The sequence below is a fragment of the Cyanobacteria bacterium GSL.Bin1 genome (assembly GCA_009909085.1).
Taxonomy (GTDB): Bacteria; Cyanobacteriota; Cyanobacteriia; order Cyanobacteriales; family Rubidibacteraceae; genus Halothece.
In genome coordinates this window covers 24,023-39,736 of record JAAANX010000053.1, presented here as the reverse complement: position 1 = coordinate 39,736, position 15,714 = coordinate 24,023, and the positions used below count along the sequence as shown (strand labels likewise).

The window sequence follows — 15,714 nt, the reverse complement described above, 5'->3', positions numbered from 1 at the left end:
TTGTCAATAAAATCTTCATGCCTCAACAAAGGAGTTCTCTGTTGCCTCAGACAAAATATTGGAAACAGATTTTAGAGGTTCAGTCGGTTAACTGTATCTATTCAAGGCAAACTTTAGACAGTAAGAAAATGAGTTTAGATCATTACTTGCCTTGGTCATTTGTTGCTCATGATCAACTTTGGAATTTAATCCCTACTGATCCCAGTATTAACTCATCTAAGTCCAATTATCTACCTTCTGAAAAATACTTTACTGATTTTGTAAAACTACAACATTTTGGTTTAAAAGTTTCTCATGAAATTCTAAATCATAAAAAGTGGTTGAATACTGTTGAATCTTATATCTCTGAATTGAAAATGAACAACCCTGAAGATTTACTGGATTTTGAGAAGTTAAGTAAAGCATACGAGTTAACAATCCAGCCTTTGATCTCATTGGCAACCATTCAGGGTTTTAGTCCAAACTGGTTATATAATTGATAAATCAGTAAACTATAAAGAGACTCTATTAAAATCTATTCTCTATAGTAGTCGATATGAACAAGTCATGGGACTATATACAGCTAATCTGAATATTGTCGGCATTCTTGACTTAAGATAAAGGTTTTGCTTGGGATAATTTAAGAGGCTAAAAGAGGAAAGATAGTTATAATAATTAATTGGTTAATAATAAAATTTGATAATGTAGAAAATGTCCTTAGTCAGTAGAATTGTTTAAGTATTTAAGTTCAATTAGATAGTCTATTTGTACTAAACATAAAGTTATATTTCAATTTGTAATATTTAATTATCAATTATGGATTTTTATATAAGACAAGGCTATGTCAGACCAATATTTAATGATCGAATATACTACATTTTTATTGGTAAGAGACCCAATTCTATTAACTTTGACATACCACATGAAATTCCATTAGGATGGCTTCTTCATTTAAGATTTTGCCCTAAAAGTATCTTGCAGGCTGTTGATCCGCTAGGTTGGCATTTTAATAACATTCAAAATCACTTTGCATCTAATATTGATTTTGGAGTGATTTTCGATGATTATCAAAATAAAGCATACTATGATTTTGTATTTTCTCTTCCAAATCGGCTGATTGTGATTTTTTTAAATAGTGAAAATAATTCTATTTTTCGTAAACTAGAAAACTTAAATCGGGATTTCTTAATATCCTCAGATTATCCAGAAATCTACTCTAAAATAAAATCTTCAATAAATCTTAAGCAAAGATCCTTTAAAGATATAACTGATTTATTACAAAAAACAAAAATAATTATATCGAAAGAATTAAATATTAAACCCGATGATTTAGATGATATACAAAAAGAAAATGCAGAAAAAGCGAAAAAATTACTTCAAGATTTAGACTTACAAGAAGCACCTAACTTTAATCCAAATTTAGTTAATACTGCTAATTTATATCAACTATTATCTCTATATAAATCAGATCTAATATCACTTAAAAATATTGATCATACAGATAGAGTTCAACATTTATTAAATAGTGTACAAAATTTAGGTGCCTTTAAAAAGTCATTAATAGACTTTAATTCAAATAAAACGTCTCATTCTTTTTATTTTCCAACTCTAATTCTTGCATTTCCTTACATTCATCCTGACCATAAAAAAAGATATAAAGAATTTATTTATAAATTAGATAAAAAACAACAATCAATAGCTAAAAAAATCAAGAAACTAAAATTCCTTGAACAAAATATTAATACTTATGATTATCATATTATTCAGGAAGATAATACAAATAGCAAAATAGATATTAATCATGAAAAATTATTAGCAAAATTTTATAACCAAGAACTTTATGAAAAACAGCGTCGCTTGCTCTTTTTAGATTTTGTAGGTTATCTTCATTCAAGTTTTGAAATGTCACCTTATATTAGAGTACCTGAACGTGGTTCTTCTTTGAATGCATATATTAGTAGATTATCTCCTTCCCAATACAAAAAAACTTTTAATAATCATTCTATTGCAAAAAATATTACAGAAATTGGAAAGGCTCTTTCTGAGAATATGCCATCTCAAGTATTAGATTTTTTAAATTCTCATGGTGATGGTATTTTCGCTATATCTGATTTACCAATTGAGTGGTTACTAGTTAACAAAGTTCCTTTAGCTTTTTTGTGTGATGTTTGTCGTGTTCCAGAAACAGGTATAACCAGCATCTTATCACAGTTTAATACTAATTCAAGAACTTTTTATCAGATAGAAGAAGATATTTTAAAAAAAACATTCGTCATTTGTGGAGCCAAATCTGATGATCCAATTTTCCATTATTACCAGAAGCATTTAGGACAGCAAAAACAATTAAGAAAGCAACTACCATATAATACATCACACATTCAATCAAAACATGATTTCTTTAAAGAAGTAAACGCAATACATCCTCATTTACTAATTATTGATAGTCATGGAGGTTTTGATTCTCAAGAGGAAGGAAGCTATATATGGATGGGAGATGAGAAAGTTACTGGAAGTGAAATCATTAATAACTTGCCATCAATTCCTTTGGTTATTCTTTCTTGTTGTTGGGGAACACCAATCTATGGCAATTCAAATACAATCGCCCAAGCATTTTTTGAAAAAGGTACTCTCTCAGTTCTTTCAACATTTCTACCAATTTCAATAACAAAAGGATTTATGCTTTATTTTCGTATCCTTAATAATCTTTCTCAAGCAGTAAATAATGGAATTCATGAAAGCTGGATGAATCTCATATCACATACTATTAGAACTGCATATTTCGATGATCTTTTAGAACCAGTATTGCAAAAAATCGGAAGAAAGGCTTTGAACGATACAGAATATAGTAATAACCGAATTAATTGGCAAGCACAGTCTATGTATTTAAAATATCGTTATAAAATGTACAAAAAAGCTCATAATTTTATCTATAACTCAGTTCAAAGAAAATATAAAAAAGAAGTTAAACGTTTACTAAAAAATCATCCTGTTATTCCAGAGTTTATGCTTTATACTCACTTAGGTAGAGGTGATTTAATTAAATTTAAGTCGTGGCTTGATCAAAATAACTCTATATAAAATTTTGTTAATAAAAATCTCAACTATAGCAATCCTAAATGAAAGTGGAACGCTATGCTGTGTCTAAGCCATGCTGTAGAACGATCCTGTTTCCCGATCTCAAGTGGGATCACTATATGATTTAGTATCGGTATTGCTGAAATTGTTGGCTTTGGGAGAAGTCTGGCGTTTGCGACAGCTAGAGATGGAAGAAGATGAAAAGACTATTGCTGCTAAGCGCGATCGACTTCAGAAGCTACTGCTAGACAACATTCCTAGTTTAGTGATTAATGGAGATACAGATTCTCGTCTTGCAGGGAACTTACATATCTCTATTCCTGAAATTCCCAATAGTGCCGTTATCGCTAGAATACATGATAAGCTAGCTATTTCCACAGGTGCTGCTTGTTCATCAGGGGTAGAAACTCCTTCCCATGTACTACGGGCAATAAACTTACCAGAGGAATTGATTGAAGGGGCTTTACGAATCGGGATTGGTAAGTTTACAACTGAGGAAGAAATTGATCAGGCTGCTATGATTCTCTCTGAAGCTGCTTTCAAGATTCGATCTCTGATGGCTTCCTAAAGTTGAGTTTGCTATAGTTCATTCCGCCCAGTTTTCTAGGGATAGATTAGCAATGCGTGAGAACTCTCGCACATTATTGCTTACTAACGTAACGCTAAGGCTTAAAGCATGGGCAGCAATCAGCATATCCATTGCCCCGATTACCAGTCCTCTATTTTCTAAATCACTTCTAATTAAACCATAAACAGTGGCAGCAGCTTGATCAAACTCAACAATTTCTAAAGGGATCAGAAACTGCATCAACGCATCATGGTTTTTCTCTTATTGTTGGCTTTTACAAACGCCATACTCTAGTTCTGCTACAGTGATAGAAGAAATCCCTATATCTGATAGGGCAAGGGTTTTGAATTTTGCCAATACCTTTTGAGGTTTTTGCTTAATCAGATAAATGCAAATGTTGGTATCAAGCAGGTATTGCATCTAGAAACTCTCTCGAACATCAAGGGAAGGCTGATCTCTAGTGGTCATGAAATCGTCAGAGAATTGTTCTAAGCTATCAAACAGAGATTGCCAGGGGTTATCTTTGGCAATCAGAACGATCGCGTTACCCATTTTTTTAATGTAAACCTCAGTCCCCCCTAGTTGAAAGTCTTCAGGTAAGATCACAATTTGATGAGTGCCATCGGTGGTAATTTGGGCAATGTTCATAGTGCCGATCATCTAGGTCAATTTGATATTTAAGGCTTCTAGTTCTTTCCTTATCCTAACTGAGAAGATGAAGCGCGATCGCGCCGCTAAACCAGAGGAAAATTGACATAATTTTATTCGCTTTTTTCTGTGATAATTTTAATTAAGTCTTCATCAGAATTAATTTTTCGTTTAGGTGCAACCTCTACCTTCTCAAAAAAGATATCCCAAGCCTCATTATCAGATGGATGTTTTCTAAGGTAGTCTCTAATCTCCTTCCGACTCATCTGTCTAAGCTGTTCTTTGGTCATAGGTAAGTCCTCTCCCCATCTTCATCTATAGTTACTTCTATTTCTTCTCTTCTGCTAGTGATTGCGAATATATAGACCTGTTTTCTTGTCTCATCAAACCTTAGTAGTTCGATTGAACACAGGGTATTGGTTAGGGTTTGGCAGGTAGAAAGCGAAATAACAGCTTGCTTGTATGTAATCATATTTTAGTTCTTTAATTGTACTCTTACCAGTATCGGACACGCTTCAGTATCAATTTTTTGATTAAACAGATTCAAAATGATCTCAAAACGTTAAGGGAGGAAATGATAAAGTGAGAATTATTGCTCGGAGTACCTTACGAGCATTTTGGGAACGACACGCCGACGCAGAACAACCCTTAAAGGCTTGGTTTCATGATGTCTCTTCTATGCAATGGCAAACTCCAGCCGACATTAAAAGAGTTTATGCGAATGCTAGTATTTTGCCGAATAATCGTGTGGTCTTTAACATCAAAGGTAACGATTACCGTCTAATTGTCCATGTTCGCTATGACATTGGGATTATCTTTATTCGCTTTGTCGGAACCCATCAAGAGTATGACAAAGTTGATGCAACAACTATCTGAGGAGAAAAAGACCAATGGATTTAAAACCGATTAAAACGGAAGCTGATTATCATCAAGCGTTGGCGCAAATCGAACAGCTTTTTGAGGTAGAATTAAATACGCCAGAGGGAGATCAGTTAGAGATTCTCACCACATTAGTTGAAGATTACGAAGAGAAACATCACCCGATTGAGTTTCCTTCGCCTTATGAAGCGATTCTCTATCATTTAGAAAGTCGTCATCAACCTGTTTCTCGTTTTATTGAAGGCTTGAAGCGTCGCGGGGTAAGTGATGCGGTGATTCAGGAGGCTTTGAATGAAGTTGGGATGTAGGCTTTAGTCAGTTCGAGTCTATAACAGAGGCGCGATCGGGTATCGTGTTTTCTCAAAAGCTAGGATAGGAAAAGTCCAAACCGCCGATCACTCATAGACACATTATGAATGCTATTCATTTGGAAACTATCATGGCAGCGATCGAGAACTTGTCAGCAGAGGAACAGGAAGCCTTATTTCAATTCATCCAGCAACGCAGAATTGAAAGACGACGGTCTGAGATTGCCAACAATGCAAAAGAAACCTTTGCCTCTCTCGACCAAGGAACTGCAATCAAAGGCAATCCTCAAGACATCAAATCTTATCTCTTATCGAATTAAGTAGCGATTCAATTCAATTAAGGTAGTTCACAATGAATGATCAGCAACTCGATATTTTAAATAAACAACGTTCCGCTTCAGAATTAGTCCAAGAAGTCAATGAACTGACTGAACAAATAAAAGAATTATATTGCCAAGATGACAAGCCGATTGTCATTGGTTGGAGTGGCGGAAAAGATAGCACAACTGTTCTTCAATTATTTTGGAAAGCCGTTGCTGATCTACCAGTAGAGAAAAGAAAGAAAACCATTTACGTTATTAGTAACGATACCCTTGTGGAAAATCCGATTGTTTCCAATTGGGTGAGAAAATCTCTTAAAGGGATGCAAGAGGCAGCCGATCAACAGCAAATGCCAATCCAAACCCATCTAACTTATCCTGCAATTCAACAAAGATTTTGGGTTTGCCTGATTGGAAAAGGATATCCCGCACCCCGTAATCGCTTCCGATGGTGTACTGACCGGATGAAAATCCAACCCACTGACTCTTTTATTCGGGAAATTATTAGAAATCAGGGGGAAGTCATCTTAGTTTTAGGAACTCGCAAGGCAGAAAGCGTTAATCGGGCGCAAAATATGAAAAAGCATCGCAAGTGGCGTGTTCTTGACCACCTTAATGCTAATCCAAGTCGTCCCAATTCCTTAATCTATGTACCCATTGAAGATTGGCAAACTAATGAAGTTTGGATGTATTTGATGCAATGGGAAAACCCGTGGGGAGGAAATAATAAAGACTTACTTTCTATGTATCAAGGGGCAACTGCCGATAATGAATGCCCGTTAGTGGTTGATACTTCTACGCCGAGTTGTGGTGATTCTCGCTTTGGCTGTTGGGTTTGCACAATGGTCAGTAAAGATAAATCAATGGAGGCAATGATTCAAAATGACGAAGAAAAAGAATGGATGCAACCGTTGTTAGATATTCGCAATGAATTAGATGTTGAAAATGATCATGATCGCAGAGATTTTCGTCGCATTTATGGCAAAGTCGAACTCTTTGAACGCAATACAGGGGATGGAGAAACCTCCATTAAACCTATACCGGGACCTTATACCAAATATTGGCGGGAATATTGGTTAAGACGAGTTTTAGAAGCACAAGTAGAAGTGCGGAAAAATGCCCCCGCAGGTATGGAAGATATCACTTTAATTACCGAAGAGGAATTAAGTGAAATTCGACGCATTTGGTTAGAAGAAAAACATGAATTTGATGATAGTTTACCTCGGATTTATCAAGAAGTGACAGGTGAACCGTTCCGCGATAACCGTTTAGGTGCAACCAATCATGTTTTAGGGAGTGATGAATGGGGTGTCTTAGAAGAACTCTGTGAGGATGAGATGCACTTGGAATTGATGGCAAAACTGTTAGATACCGAACGTCAATATCATACGAAGTCCCGTCGTTCAGGAATTTATCAATCATTAGAAAAATGCTTTGAAACCAGTTCTCGCAGTAAAGAAGAAGCCATTGAAAATGCACACTTGAAACGCGATTTGAAGACGGCTGTGGAGGATAAAGATGCAGAAAAAGTGAAGCAACTAACTTGGGCAAATATTAAATTCTCTGGACAAACTCCAGCAGATGATTCCCAAGAAAACTAGAATAGAAAGGCTATCGTTTTTTTTACAATGCAAACACTCTTTTCAAAGATAGATTAATTTGAGTTATGAGTTCCTCTTCTAGCTGACCACGAGCATTCACAAAACGAGAACGATAGTCGATTGGTCTGGTTTGTAAACAATCTGCAATTGACTTTTTTCTTAATTGATTGAGAGAAGATGGTAAAATCTCGACGTTAGTTTTAATTCGTGCCTTTTTATCAGTCCAACTGGTGATAGGAATAACCTGAATCACAGGAACTCTTGCATTGTAAGAATCGTTAGTCACAACAATGCACGGTCTAATTTTACCCGTCTCTGAACCTAATGTTGGGTCTAAGTTAAAATCAATAATCATTCCTCGTTTGATTTCCATTATTCCACGAAATCAGCACTAGCAAAATCTGTTAATTCTTTTAAGTCTTGATCTTCTTCGTAAACTTCTGCATAGAGTTTTGCTGATTGATATAAATCTTCTTCTTCTCCTACTGAAGGGATATTTTTAGCTTGTTCTTGATGAATCAAAGCCAAGATATAATCATTTCGACTGGAATATTTTCCTTGAGCAACTTGCTGATCAATAAAATCTCTTAGAAACTCAGGGATTTTAATATTAATTGAACTCATTTATTTTGCTCCATCCTAGCTAAGGGGTTACATATTATCAATATTAGAAACCAATCTATTTATTAGTTTAACATATCCTTTGATGAGAAAAAAGATGCAGAAAAAGTGAAGCAACTCACTTGAGCGAATATTAAGTTTTCTGGGAAACAATCAGATCAATAATTCCTACTTAGATTACAATAGAGGGATGTCGTTATTACTTTGACTTTCCCGTGATCTTACGTGAACTCGTTCTCGAAAACTTTGGTCCCTATCGCGGTCGCCAAGTGGTTGATTTAACCCCCAATGCGGATGAGGAAGAAGTCCGCCCGATTATCTTATTTGGGGGAATGAATGGCGGTGGAAAAACAACCTTTATGGATGCCATTCGCTTGGCGTTTTATGGACAACGGGCGCAATGTTCCACACGAGGAAATTTGAGTTATAGTGACTTTTTGTCGCAAGCGGTGAATCGTCATAGTGAGAATAAAACCCGCATTGAATTGGCGTTTGAAGAGATATTAGATAATCAGTTAGTTGTCTTTAGAATTACCCGCACTTGGCAAAAGGGAGATAATAAGGATACGTTAAGTATTTTAGTGGATGATTGGCCCGATCGCGCGCTCACCAATACTTGGGATGAATATATCGAAAACTTACTTCCCTTAGGGATTTCTAATCTGTTTTTATTTGATGGAGAACAAGTGAAAGAGTTGGCAGAATTAGAGGTTCCGCCGCTACAAGTCAAAGATGCCATTCAAGCGTTATTGGGATTAGAATTAGCGGAAAAGTTAGGGGAAGATTTAGAGGTTTTAGTCAATCGCAAGCGCAAACAATTGGCGAATCAAACGACGCTGAAAACGTTAGAAGAAATTGAAGCAAAACTCAATGAACAGAAAAAGGAATATAAGCAAGCAGAAACCGAATTTAATAAGCTAGAAGCAGACCTCAAGAAAGCGAATGAAACGCATCACCTTGCCTCCGAAAACTTTATCTCAGAAGGCGGAAAAATTGCTTCGCAGCAATCCCAATTAGAACGCAAAATTAATGAACTGAAAAACGATGAAGCCAGAGAAAAAGAGGCACTGCGAGATTTAGCAGCGGATGTGTTACCGTTAGCTTTAATTACGCCCCTATTAGAGGCAGCAAAAACACAGGGAGAAACGGAATTAGACTATCAACAAGCCTTATTGACTCAAGATGTAATTAAACAGCGCGATCGCGCACTTCTTGATTATCTCCATCAACTGGCGATTTCTGCAATGGAAGTGGATAAAATTTCGGGCTTTCTCCAAGAACAAAATCAGGAAATCGAAGCAAAATTACATCCAGAAACGCCACCCTATTTACGTCCTGATCAAGATACCTTAAATCTCCTCAATACTGTCCTTGACTATCGCCTTCCCAATCAAGTGAAAGACCTGAAAATTAGGCAAGAAAAACTGCAAGAAATTACCTCAGAAATGGATAGCAGCGATCGCGAACTCGCTAATGCCGCCTCGCCAGAAGCCTATCAAAAATTGCAAGATGCGGTAAAAGCAGCGCAAGAAAAACGCGCCAAAGCCCAACACGCCTGGGAAGCGGGAAAACGTCATCTCAATGAACTAGGAGAGGAAATTAAAGCGACCCAAAAACAACTGGAACGCTATAGCCAAGAAGCCATTGATCAACGCAACAACGAACATATTATTCAATCCGCAGGAAAAGTTCAAAAAACCCTAGAACAATTTAAAGAAAAACTCACCCTCAAGAAACTGAATAAACTGGAAATTGAAGTCACCGAATGTTTCCGCTATCTCCTCCATAAATCAGACTTAGTCCATCGCGTCAGTATTGACAGCCAAACCTTTCGCCTTTCCCTGTTCGATCCCCACGGCAAACCCCTCCCGAAACATCGCCTCTCTGCAGGGGAAAAGCAACTCCTTGCCATTGCCTTCTTATGGGGATTAGCGCGGGTGTCACACCGCCAACTTCCCATTGCCATTGATACTCCCTTAGGGCGTTTAGACTCGTCTCACCGCCACAATCTGGTAGAACGCTATTTTCCCAGTGCCTCCCATCAAGTGATTCTCCTCTCCACCGATACCGAAATCGGACAAGTGGAATACGAACAATTAAAATCACAAAGCGCGATCGCGCATCAATATCAACTCGAATACGATGAAGCAAGGGGAGAAACGCAAGTGAAAACTGGATATTTCGACTTTAGACAACAGTAGCTCGCTCATCATTGTTTCTATGGTGCAACCCCACTGTTTTAAATACTATCGGTAACGCTACTAAAGTTAAAAGCCTTCACCCTGACACCCGGAACCACAGTGCCATTAAACCGTTGCACCTGCGATAAATCTTCAATTTGATTCAACATTTCCGGTAAGTTTTGATTGAAACGCAAGTTTTTAATCGGGTAAGCCAATTTCCCATTTTCAATCCAAAAAGTGCCATCTCGGGTCATTCCCGTCACTTCTAAGGTGCGGGGGTTCACATAACGGACATACCAAGCGCGGGAGATAAAAATCGCGCGATCCGTTTCCGCAATGAGATTAGCCAGAGACTTGTCACTTCCCGACATGACAATGGGATAAAACGCCCCCGTTGGAGACGTTGCTTGTTGTTGCGCCCAATAGCGATTGTAGCTTAAGTTTTTGACGATTCCCTGTTGAATCAGCGGTAAGCATGTATTCGCTAAGCCATCGCCGAAGAAGGTTCCCAGTTGCAAGAGAGGATGGCTAGGATCACGCCAAACCTCGACCTTGGGACTAAATAGCGGTTCCCCCAGACGATTTCCCCCGTCTGGAGACGACATAAAAGACCGTCCTTCGTCAGCGGCGCGGGCGTCTAAATTCCAAATCACCCAGGGTAAAATATCTGCAAAGGCTGCTGGGTCAAAAATGACAGGATACGATCCTGGTTCAATCGCTTGCGGTTGTTGGGACGCGATCGCGCGATCAATTACTTTTTTGGTAATTTCCTGAAAGGGCAACTGATTGAGGGCATAACTACTCCGTTGATGCCAACTCGATCCACTCTCGACACGGGCGGTCAAACTAAAATTCGCATCGGTTCCCGCTTCACAAGCGCGTAATCCTTCGGAATTCCCAATTGCTTGCCACTTTACCCGACTACTCAGCGTTCCCGACCCCTCAACGCCTTGCTGTTGACACTGTTGAGTGACTTGTTGAATGATCTCTCCCCGTTCCAAGGGTGAAAAATTCGCTGTTGCTTCATCATAAGCCGGTTGGCGAGACTCATAACTTTGAGGCGGTAAAAGTCCCACCCATTCTGGATCTTCCGGGGCAACTTGGGCTAACATCTGAGACCGATCAAGGGTTTCTTGAATCGCCACCGGATCTAACTCTGTGGTAGCAGCCGACGCACTTTGTTTTCCGTAGTAGCTAGTAATCGTGACTTTAACCTGAGTTTGATTCAGATTTTGGGTGATTTGATTCTCGCTAAACCGACTCAAGGCAGACTCTTCTGCGGTAATAGCAATGAATACCCCTTCCGCTTGCGATTTTTGAATAATGTCTTCTACCAGAGAAAGGGCTTGTTCAGGAATAGAACGGGTTGTCGCAGTCATTGGTGATTTGTCCTTTGTTCTTTGTCCTTGGTCATTCGCAGTGGGCGATCAATTTTCTAGGAAGGGAATCAATCCGTCGCCAAAATTGACCCATTTCAGATCAAATCTTCTCCCTTGTCTCCCTTGTCTCCTTGTCTCCCTTATCCAATGACTAACGCTTGCCTTCCATCTCTGCGATAGACTTAGGAACCGCTGCACTCAAAACTTCATTGCCTTCTGTGGTCACGAGGACATCATCTTCAATTCTGATGCCAATGCCATGCCAGCGTTCGGGAAGTTCGGGTTGTCCTTCCGCCGGTTTGGCATGAGGGGAGAGATAAAGCCCCGGTTCAACGGTTAAAATATTGCCCGGTTGTAGGGTTTGCCAGTGTTCTTCTCCCAGTTTGTAGCCGCCCACATCATGAACATCAATCCCTAACCAATGTCCGGTTTTATGCATATAATACGGCTTATATTTTTCTTCTTTAATAATCTCTTCGATGTCTCCTTGTAGAATTCCTAAATCAATTAAGCCTTCCACTAAAACGCGGAGGGCTGTATCGTGAAATTGATTATAAGGATTCCCCGGTTGGACTTGTTCAATTGCTTTTAATTGCGCTTCTAAAACAATTTCGTAAATCGCTTTTTGTTCCCCCGTAAACTTGCCATTAACCGGGAATGTGCGAGTAATATCGGAGTTGTAATAATCATAACAACACCCCGCATCAATCAAGAGTAAATCGTTTTCTTGCAGTTGTTTACTATTTTCAATGTAGTGGAGAATGCAAGCATTTTCTCCTGAGGCAACAATACTCGGGTAAGCCGGAGACATCGCGCCTTTTTTACTAAAAATATATTCGATTTCGGCTTGAATTTCGTATTCGTAAACCCCAGGCTTTGCCATTTGAAATGCTTGGTTATGGGCTTCAGCACCAATATCGACCGCTTTGCGAATGAGGGCAAGTTCTTCAGCACTTTTCACTTGCCGTAAGGGATGTAAAATAAAATTACTTTCCGCGATCGCGCCCGGGGCAATCCCTTTTTTCTGATACTGTCGCACCAGTTTTCGCCAGTGGTTTAAAACCGTGTCATTAAACGCTTCATCCCGTCCAAAATGATAATAAATACAATCGGCTTTTTCTAAATACTGCGGCAATTTTTCGTCTAATTCGTTAATCGGATACGCTTCATCGGCACCAAACTTTTCTTTCGCGGCTTCCACCCCAACCCGATAACCAGTCCACGTTTCTTTTTCTAAATCTTTCGGTTGCACAAATAAAACAAATTGATGTTCTTCATGATGGGGGGCGAGGACTAAAACCGCTTCTTCTTCATCAAACCCCGTTAAATAATAAAAGTCACTATCTTGACGAAACCGATACTCAACATCATTATGCATCACCGCCATGGGAGCACTGCGAAAAATCGCAGTTCCTTGACCGATTTTTTCTATTAACGTTTCACGACGTTGTTGATATTCTGCTTTTGATATAGACATAATTTGTGATTCGTTATTACCTTGAGTAACTAATGACCAATAACAAATGACTAATGACCAATGACTAATGACTAATGACCAATGACTAACCTTGAACAATTAATCCATCACTACTCATAATCTTCACTTGCATTTGTTCCGGTAAAGAATTTGGCGTTAAAGTCATTTGATTACTATTTAGCGTTTCAACAGAACCCGGTTCCAGTAATTGGGTAAATTCTTCAATTCCCACTAAATCACAGGCATCCTCATCAGCAGCAGCAGTGCGATAATGACTGGGAATCACCAGTTTCGGCTGTAAGGTTTCAATGGCTTGTTTGGCGAGTTCAGGGGTATAAGCTTTGGGTCCTCCCCCCACTGGAAGTATGACCACATCTGGCCTCCCAATCAGGACTTTCTGGTCAAATTCTAGTGGGGCTGCGGCGCCACCAAGGTGAAGAATTTTCAATCCTCCTTGTTCCCATAACCAAGCAATATTCGTGCCAAAGCGGCGTCCGCCTTCGCGGTCATGAGGCATACTAATCCCTTGCACTTGTTTGCCTTGAAACTCATATATCCCCGGTTCAAAGAGGACTCGTGGATTATTGGGTAAGTTAGCAACTCCCCCTCCTTCGTCAAATAGCTGGCTACTAATCATCACTAAATCCGCATTGACTTCTGGTGCGGCATAACCGGCGGTGCAACCAATGGGTTTGAAGGGATTCACTAAAACCCGAAGATCGTTATTACTAAACAAAAAGGCTGTATGTCCTAACCATTGAATCTGGACTTGAGGAGAGGTTTGGGCTTGGTAACTCTGTGGAGACAGAACCATAGTCCCCACAGTTGCTAATGCGCCTAAACCAATATATTGAATGACTTGTCTTCGCTTCATCATCACACCTAAGCTACCTTAACACTGGGCTCAGTTAAGGATACCAGGAAATTCTGCAAGAGTTGCTTTCCGGCTTCCGTTAAAATGCTTTCGGGGTGGAATTGCACGCCCTGTAAATGCGGGTAGTCCCGGTGACGCACGCCCATAATTGTGCCATCTTCGACCCAAGCCGTGAGTTCTAAGACTTCAGGCAGCGAATCTTGAGCAATAACTAAACTGTGGTAGCGGGTTGCGGTAAAAGGATTCTCCAGTTCCGCAAAGACCCCTTTTCCAGTGTGATAAATGGGAGAAGTTTTGCCGTGCATCAACTCTCCCGCATTGGTGACAGTTCCGCCATACACTTGTCCAATACACTGATGACCGAGACAAACCCCAAGAATAGGAATGGTAGGCGCAAATTGGCGGATTAATTCGAGAGAAATGCCAGCGTCATCCGGTCGTCCGGGTCCAGGGGAAATGACAATCCCAGTAGGATTGAGTTGCGCGATCGCGCTGAGGTCAATTTCGTCATTGCGATAAACTTGGATCTCTTTGGCAACAGGAACGTCTCTGCCGAGTTCTCCTAAATACTGAACAAGATTGTAAGTAAAACTATCGTAGTTATCAATAACCAGGATCATGGGTGCATCTGAAGATAAGGCTCGTTATTAAATTTTAACGTTCCTTCACACTCAATCGGGTGGGTTTTAAGCAGGCAAACCTAGCACAGGGAGAACAGGGAGAATAACTTCCATTGGGCACCGTGGTACGATCAGCACTAGTGACAGAAGAAACCAGTAATGGAATTACCAGAAATTAAAGTCGAAGGCACTCAAGGCGTTTTGCAATTGAAAGAAAATGATGAACAACTTGAGGAACTCATTAGCTTAATTGTTGCAGCCCAGCCCTACTTATTCTTATCTCCAGAAGACGGGATGGAGGAATTAAGGAATTTTATCAAACGACCGAATCAACAGCGCTTGATGAAAAATTGGGACTTTACTCGTCCTCTCCAATTATGGGAAATCCAAGAAACCTCTTTGCAACTGATGGGACGTCAAGCCGAAGATGGGGAACGTTTTGTTGGACTTTCCATTCCCCATGAAGGGGTCGAAGCAGAAGCATTACCGATTCAGATTTGGGTCGATTTCGATGAGACGTCCCAATCAGCGCTTTTATACCTTCCCAGTGAGTCAGAACAGAGTTAGGTTTGACTAAGATTAAGCTTAGAGATCGCGATCGCGCTTGATACTGCCTGCTACTAGTCTGTCAGTTTTGATTGATCCCCCACTCCCCCTAAAAAGCCATCAACAGGTGAAATGTCGAGTTTCTGGACAGACACACTGCTTGCCACTGAATTCACTATGAATTCACTATACTGAAAACTGTGAAGGATGAGAACAATCAATCAAGGATGGATCAGTGGATTATTTACAAAGAGTTCTCTTTTGAAGCTGCCCATCAGCTGTTTCATCATGATGGCAAATGTCGCCGTCTTCATGGACATAGCTGGGTAGGTAAAATCTATGTTAAAGGGCAACATCTGATCCAAGACGGTCCCAAACAAGGGATGTTGATGGACTATGGCGATATTAAAAAGTATATCCAGCCTTTACTCGATAATTACTTAGATCATTATTTTTTAAATGAAACAACGGGTTTGCTCAATCCCACCAGTGAAGAAATTGCGAAGTGGATTTTTGAGCAATTAGAAGCAGCAGGGCTGCCTAATTTATATGCGGTAGAAATTCAAGAAACTTGCACCTCTGGCTGTCGATACATGAAATCGCCGGCAAGTGAAGGAAATGACCAGAATTAATAAA

Annotated in this window: 17 protein-coding genes and 1 pseudogene; 10 read left to right on the top strand and 8 right to left on the bottom strand. The window is 39.5% G+C overall.

Annotated elements, in window-relative coordinates:
• From GVY04_05820 to GVY04_05810, 3 genes are all read left to right on the top strand, one after another.
• Positions 1 to 479, top strand: a 479-nt coding sequence (locus tag GVY04_05820) for a hypothetical protein (protein ID NBD15666.1), incomplete at its 5' end; no start/stop codon positions are given.
• A gap of 316 nt (positions 480 to 795) precedes the next feature.
• A complete protein-coding gene (locus GVY04_05815) occupies positions 796 to 3,057 on the top strand; it encodes a CHAT domain-containing protein (protein ID NBD15665.1) in 2,262 nt (753 codons plus the stop codon).
• A 184-nt stretch (positions 3,058 to 3,241) separates the two neighbouring features.
• Positions 3,242 to 3,622 (top strand): aminotransferase class V-fold PLP-dependent enzyme, encoded by a 381-nt coding sequence (locus GVY04_05810; GenBank protein NBD15664.1) that lies wholly within the window; start codon positions 3,242 to 3,244, stop codon positions 3,620 to 3,622.
• 18 nt (positions 3,623 to 3,640) lie between these two features.
• Here the strand turns inward: GVY04_05810 and GVY04_05805 are convergent.
• Positions 3,641 to 4,042, bottom strand: a pseudogene (locus GVY04_05805) (PIN domain-containing protein).
• Positions 4,043 to 4,270, bottom strand: coding sequence for an AbrB/MazE/SpoVT family DNA-binding domain-containing protein (locus GVY04_05800; GenBank protein ID NBD15663.1), 228 nt, complete (start codon positions 4,268 to 4,270; stop codon positions 4,043 to 4,045).
• 582 nt (positions 4,271 to 4,852) lie between these two features.
• Here GVY04_05800 and GVY04_05795 point away from each other — a divergent pair.
• The 4 genes from GVY04_05795 (at position 4,853) to dndC (ending at position 7,378) form a co-directional block, all read left to right on the top strand.
• Entirely contained in the window at positions 4,853 to 5,146 is a 294-nt protein-coding gene (locus GVY04_05795; GenBank protein NBD15662.1) for a type II toxin-antitoxin system HigB family toxin, read from the top strand.
• A gap of 14 nt (positions 5,147 to 5,160) precedes the next feature.
• Complete coding sequence (locus GVY04_05790; GenBank protein NBD15661.1) at positions 5,161 to 5,457, top strand: transcriptional regulator; 297 nt, start codon at positions 5,161 to 5,163, stop codon at positions 5,455 to 5,457.
• Positions 5,458 to 5,561: 104 nt separating this feature from the next.
• Entirely contained in the window at positions 5,562 to 5,777 is a 216-nt protein-coding gene (locus GVY04_05785; GenBank protein ID NBD15660.1) for a hypothetical protein, read from the top strand.
• Between the two features lie 32 nt (positions 5,778 to 5,809).
• Positions 5,810 to 7,378: a DNA phosphorothioation system sulfurtransferase DndC gene (gene dndC, locus GVY04_05780; protein ID NBD15659.1), complete on the top strand. Its 1,569-nt coding sequence runs from the start codon at positions 5,810 to 5,812 to the stop codon at positions 7,376 to 7,378.
• A 22-nt stretch (positions 7,379 to 7,400) separates the two neighbouring features.
• Here dndC and GVY04_05775 read toward each other — a convergent pair whose 3' ends face one another.
• Positions 7,401 to 7,733, bottom strand: coding sequence for a type II toxin-antitoxin system PemK/MazF family toxin (locus GVY04_05775; protein NBD15658.1), 333 nt, complete (start codon positions 7,731 to 7,733; stop codon positions 7,401 to 7,403).
• A 17-nt stretch (positions 7,734 to 7,750) separates the two neighbouring features.
• Complete coding sequence (locus tag GVY04_05770) at positions 7,751 to 8,002, bottom strand: hypothetical protein (GenBank protein ID NBD15657.1); 252 nt, start codon at positions 8,000 to 8,002, stop codon at positions 7,751 to 7,753.
• Between the two features lie 212 nt (positions 8,003 to 8,214).
• On the opposite strand from GVY04_05770, the gene dndD reads away from it, so the two are divergent.
• Positions 8,215 to 10,200, top strand: coding sequence for a DNA sulfur modification protein DndD (gene dndD / locus GVY04_05765; GenBank protein ID NBD15656.1), 1,986 nt, complete (start codon positions 8,215 to 8,217; stop codon positions 10,198 to 10,200).
• A gap of 38 nt (positions 10,201 to 10,238) precedes the next feature.
• Here dndD and GVY04_05760 read toward each other — a convergent pair whose 3' ends face one another.
• The 4 genes from GVY04_05760 to GVY04_05745 all read right to left on the bottom strand — a co-directional run bounded on the left by GVY04_05760 (position 10,239) and on the right by GVY04_05745 (position 14,532).
• A complete protein-coding gene (locus tag GVY04_05760; protein NBD15655.1) occupies positions 10,239 to 11,561 on the bottom strand; it encodes a TldD/PmbA family protein in 1,323 nt (440 codons plus the stop codon).
• Between the two features lie 151 nt (positions 11,562 to 11,712).
• Positions 11,713 to 13,038: a Xaa-Pro aminopeptidase gene (gene pepP, locus GVY04_05755; GenBank protein ID NBD15654.1), complete on the bottom strand. Its 1,326-nt coding sequence runs from the start codon at positions 13,036 to 13,038 to the stop codon at positions 11,713 to 11,715.
• A gap of 85 nt (positions 13,039 to 13,123) precedes the next feature.
• Positions 13,124 to 13,912: a Zn-dependent hydrolase gene (locus GVY04_05750; GenBank protein ID NBD15653.1), complete on the bottom strand. Its 789-nt coding sequence runs from the start codon at positions 13,910 to 13,912 to the stop codon at positions 13,124 to 13,126.
• Positions 13,913 to 13,920: 8 nt separating this feature from the next.
• Positions 13,921 to 14,532: an aminodeoxychorismate/anthranilate synthase component II gene (locus GVY04_05745; GenBank protein ID NBD15652.1), complete on the bottom strand. Its 612-nt coding sequence runs from the start codon at positions 14,530 to 14,532 to the stop codon at positions 13,921 to 13,923.
• Positions 14,533 to 14,691: 159 nt separating this feature from the next.
• On the opposite strand from GVY04_05745, the gene GVY04_05740 reads away from it, so the two are divergent.
• Together GVY04_05740 and queD are read left to right on the top strand one after the other, a co-directional pair.
• Positions 14,692 to 15,099, top strand: a complete 408-nt coding sequence (locus GVY04_05740) for a hypothetical protein (GenBank protein NBD15651.1) — start codon at positions 14,692 to 14,694, stop codon at positions 15,097 to 15,099.
• A gap of 206 nt (positions 15,100 to 15,305) precedes the next feature.
• Positions 15,306 to 15,710, top strand: a complete 405-nt coding sequence (queD, locus tag GVY04_05735) for a 6-carboxytetrahydropterin synthase QueD (protein ID NBD15650.1) — start codon at positions 15,306 to 15,308, stop codon at positions 15,708 to 15,710.
• Positions 15,711 to 15,714: the final 4 nt, after the last annotated feature.

Coding starts and splice junctions, on each gene's coding strand:
- GVY04_05815 (NBD15665.1), top strand. CDS start 796: ATGGATTTTTATATAAGACAAGGCTATGTCAGACCAATATTTAATGAT.
- GVY04_05810 (NBD15664.1), top strand. CDS start 3,242: ATGGAAGAAGATGAAAAGACTATTGCTGCTAAGCGCGATCGACTTCAG.
- GVY04_05800 (NBD15663.1), bottom strand. CDS start 4,270: ATGAACATTGCCCAAATTACCACCGATGGCACTCATCAAATTGTGATC.
- GVY04_05790 (NBD15661.1), top strand. CDS start 5,161: ATGGATTTAAAACCGATTAAAACGGAAGCTGATTATCATCAAGCGTTG.
- GVY04_05785 (NBD15660.1), top strand. CDS start 5,562: ATGAATGCTATTCATTTGGAAACTATCATGGCAGCGATCGAGAACTTG.
- dndC (NBD15659.1), top strand. CDS start 5,810: ATGAATGATCAGCAACTCGATATTTTAAATAAACAACGTTCCGCTTCA.
- GVY04_05775 (NBD15658.1), bottom strand. CDS start 7,733: ATGATTATTGATTTTAACTTAGACCCAACATTAGGTTCAGAGACGGGT.
- GVY04_05770 (NBD15657.1), bottom strand. CDS start 8,002: ATGAGTTCAATTAATATTAAAATCCCTGAGTTTCTAAGAGATTTTATT.
- GVY04_05760 (NBD15655.1), bottom strand. CDS start 11,561: ATGACTGCGACAACCCGTTCTATTCCTGAACAAGCCCTTTCTCTGGTA.
- pepP (NBD15654.1), bottom strand. CDS start 13,038: ATGTCTATATCAAAAGCAGAATATCAACAACGTCGTGAAACGTTAATA.
- GVY04_05750 (NBD15653.1), bottom strand. CDS start 13,912: ATGAAGCGAAGACAAGTCATTCAATATATTGGTTTAGGCGCATTAGCA.
- GVY04_05745 (NBD15652.1), bottom strand. CDS start 14,532: ATGATCCTGGTTATTGATAACTACGATAGTTTTACTTACAATCTTGTT.
- GVY04_05740 (NBD15651.1), top strand. CDS start 14,692: ATGGAATTACCAGAAATTAAAGTCGAAGGCACTCAAGGCGTTTTGCAA.
- queD (NBD15650.1), top strand. CDS start 15,306: ATGGATCAGTGGATTATTTACAAAGAGTTCTCTTTTGAAGCTGCCCAT.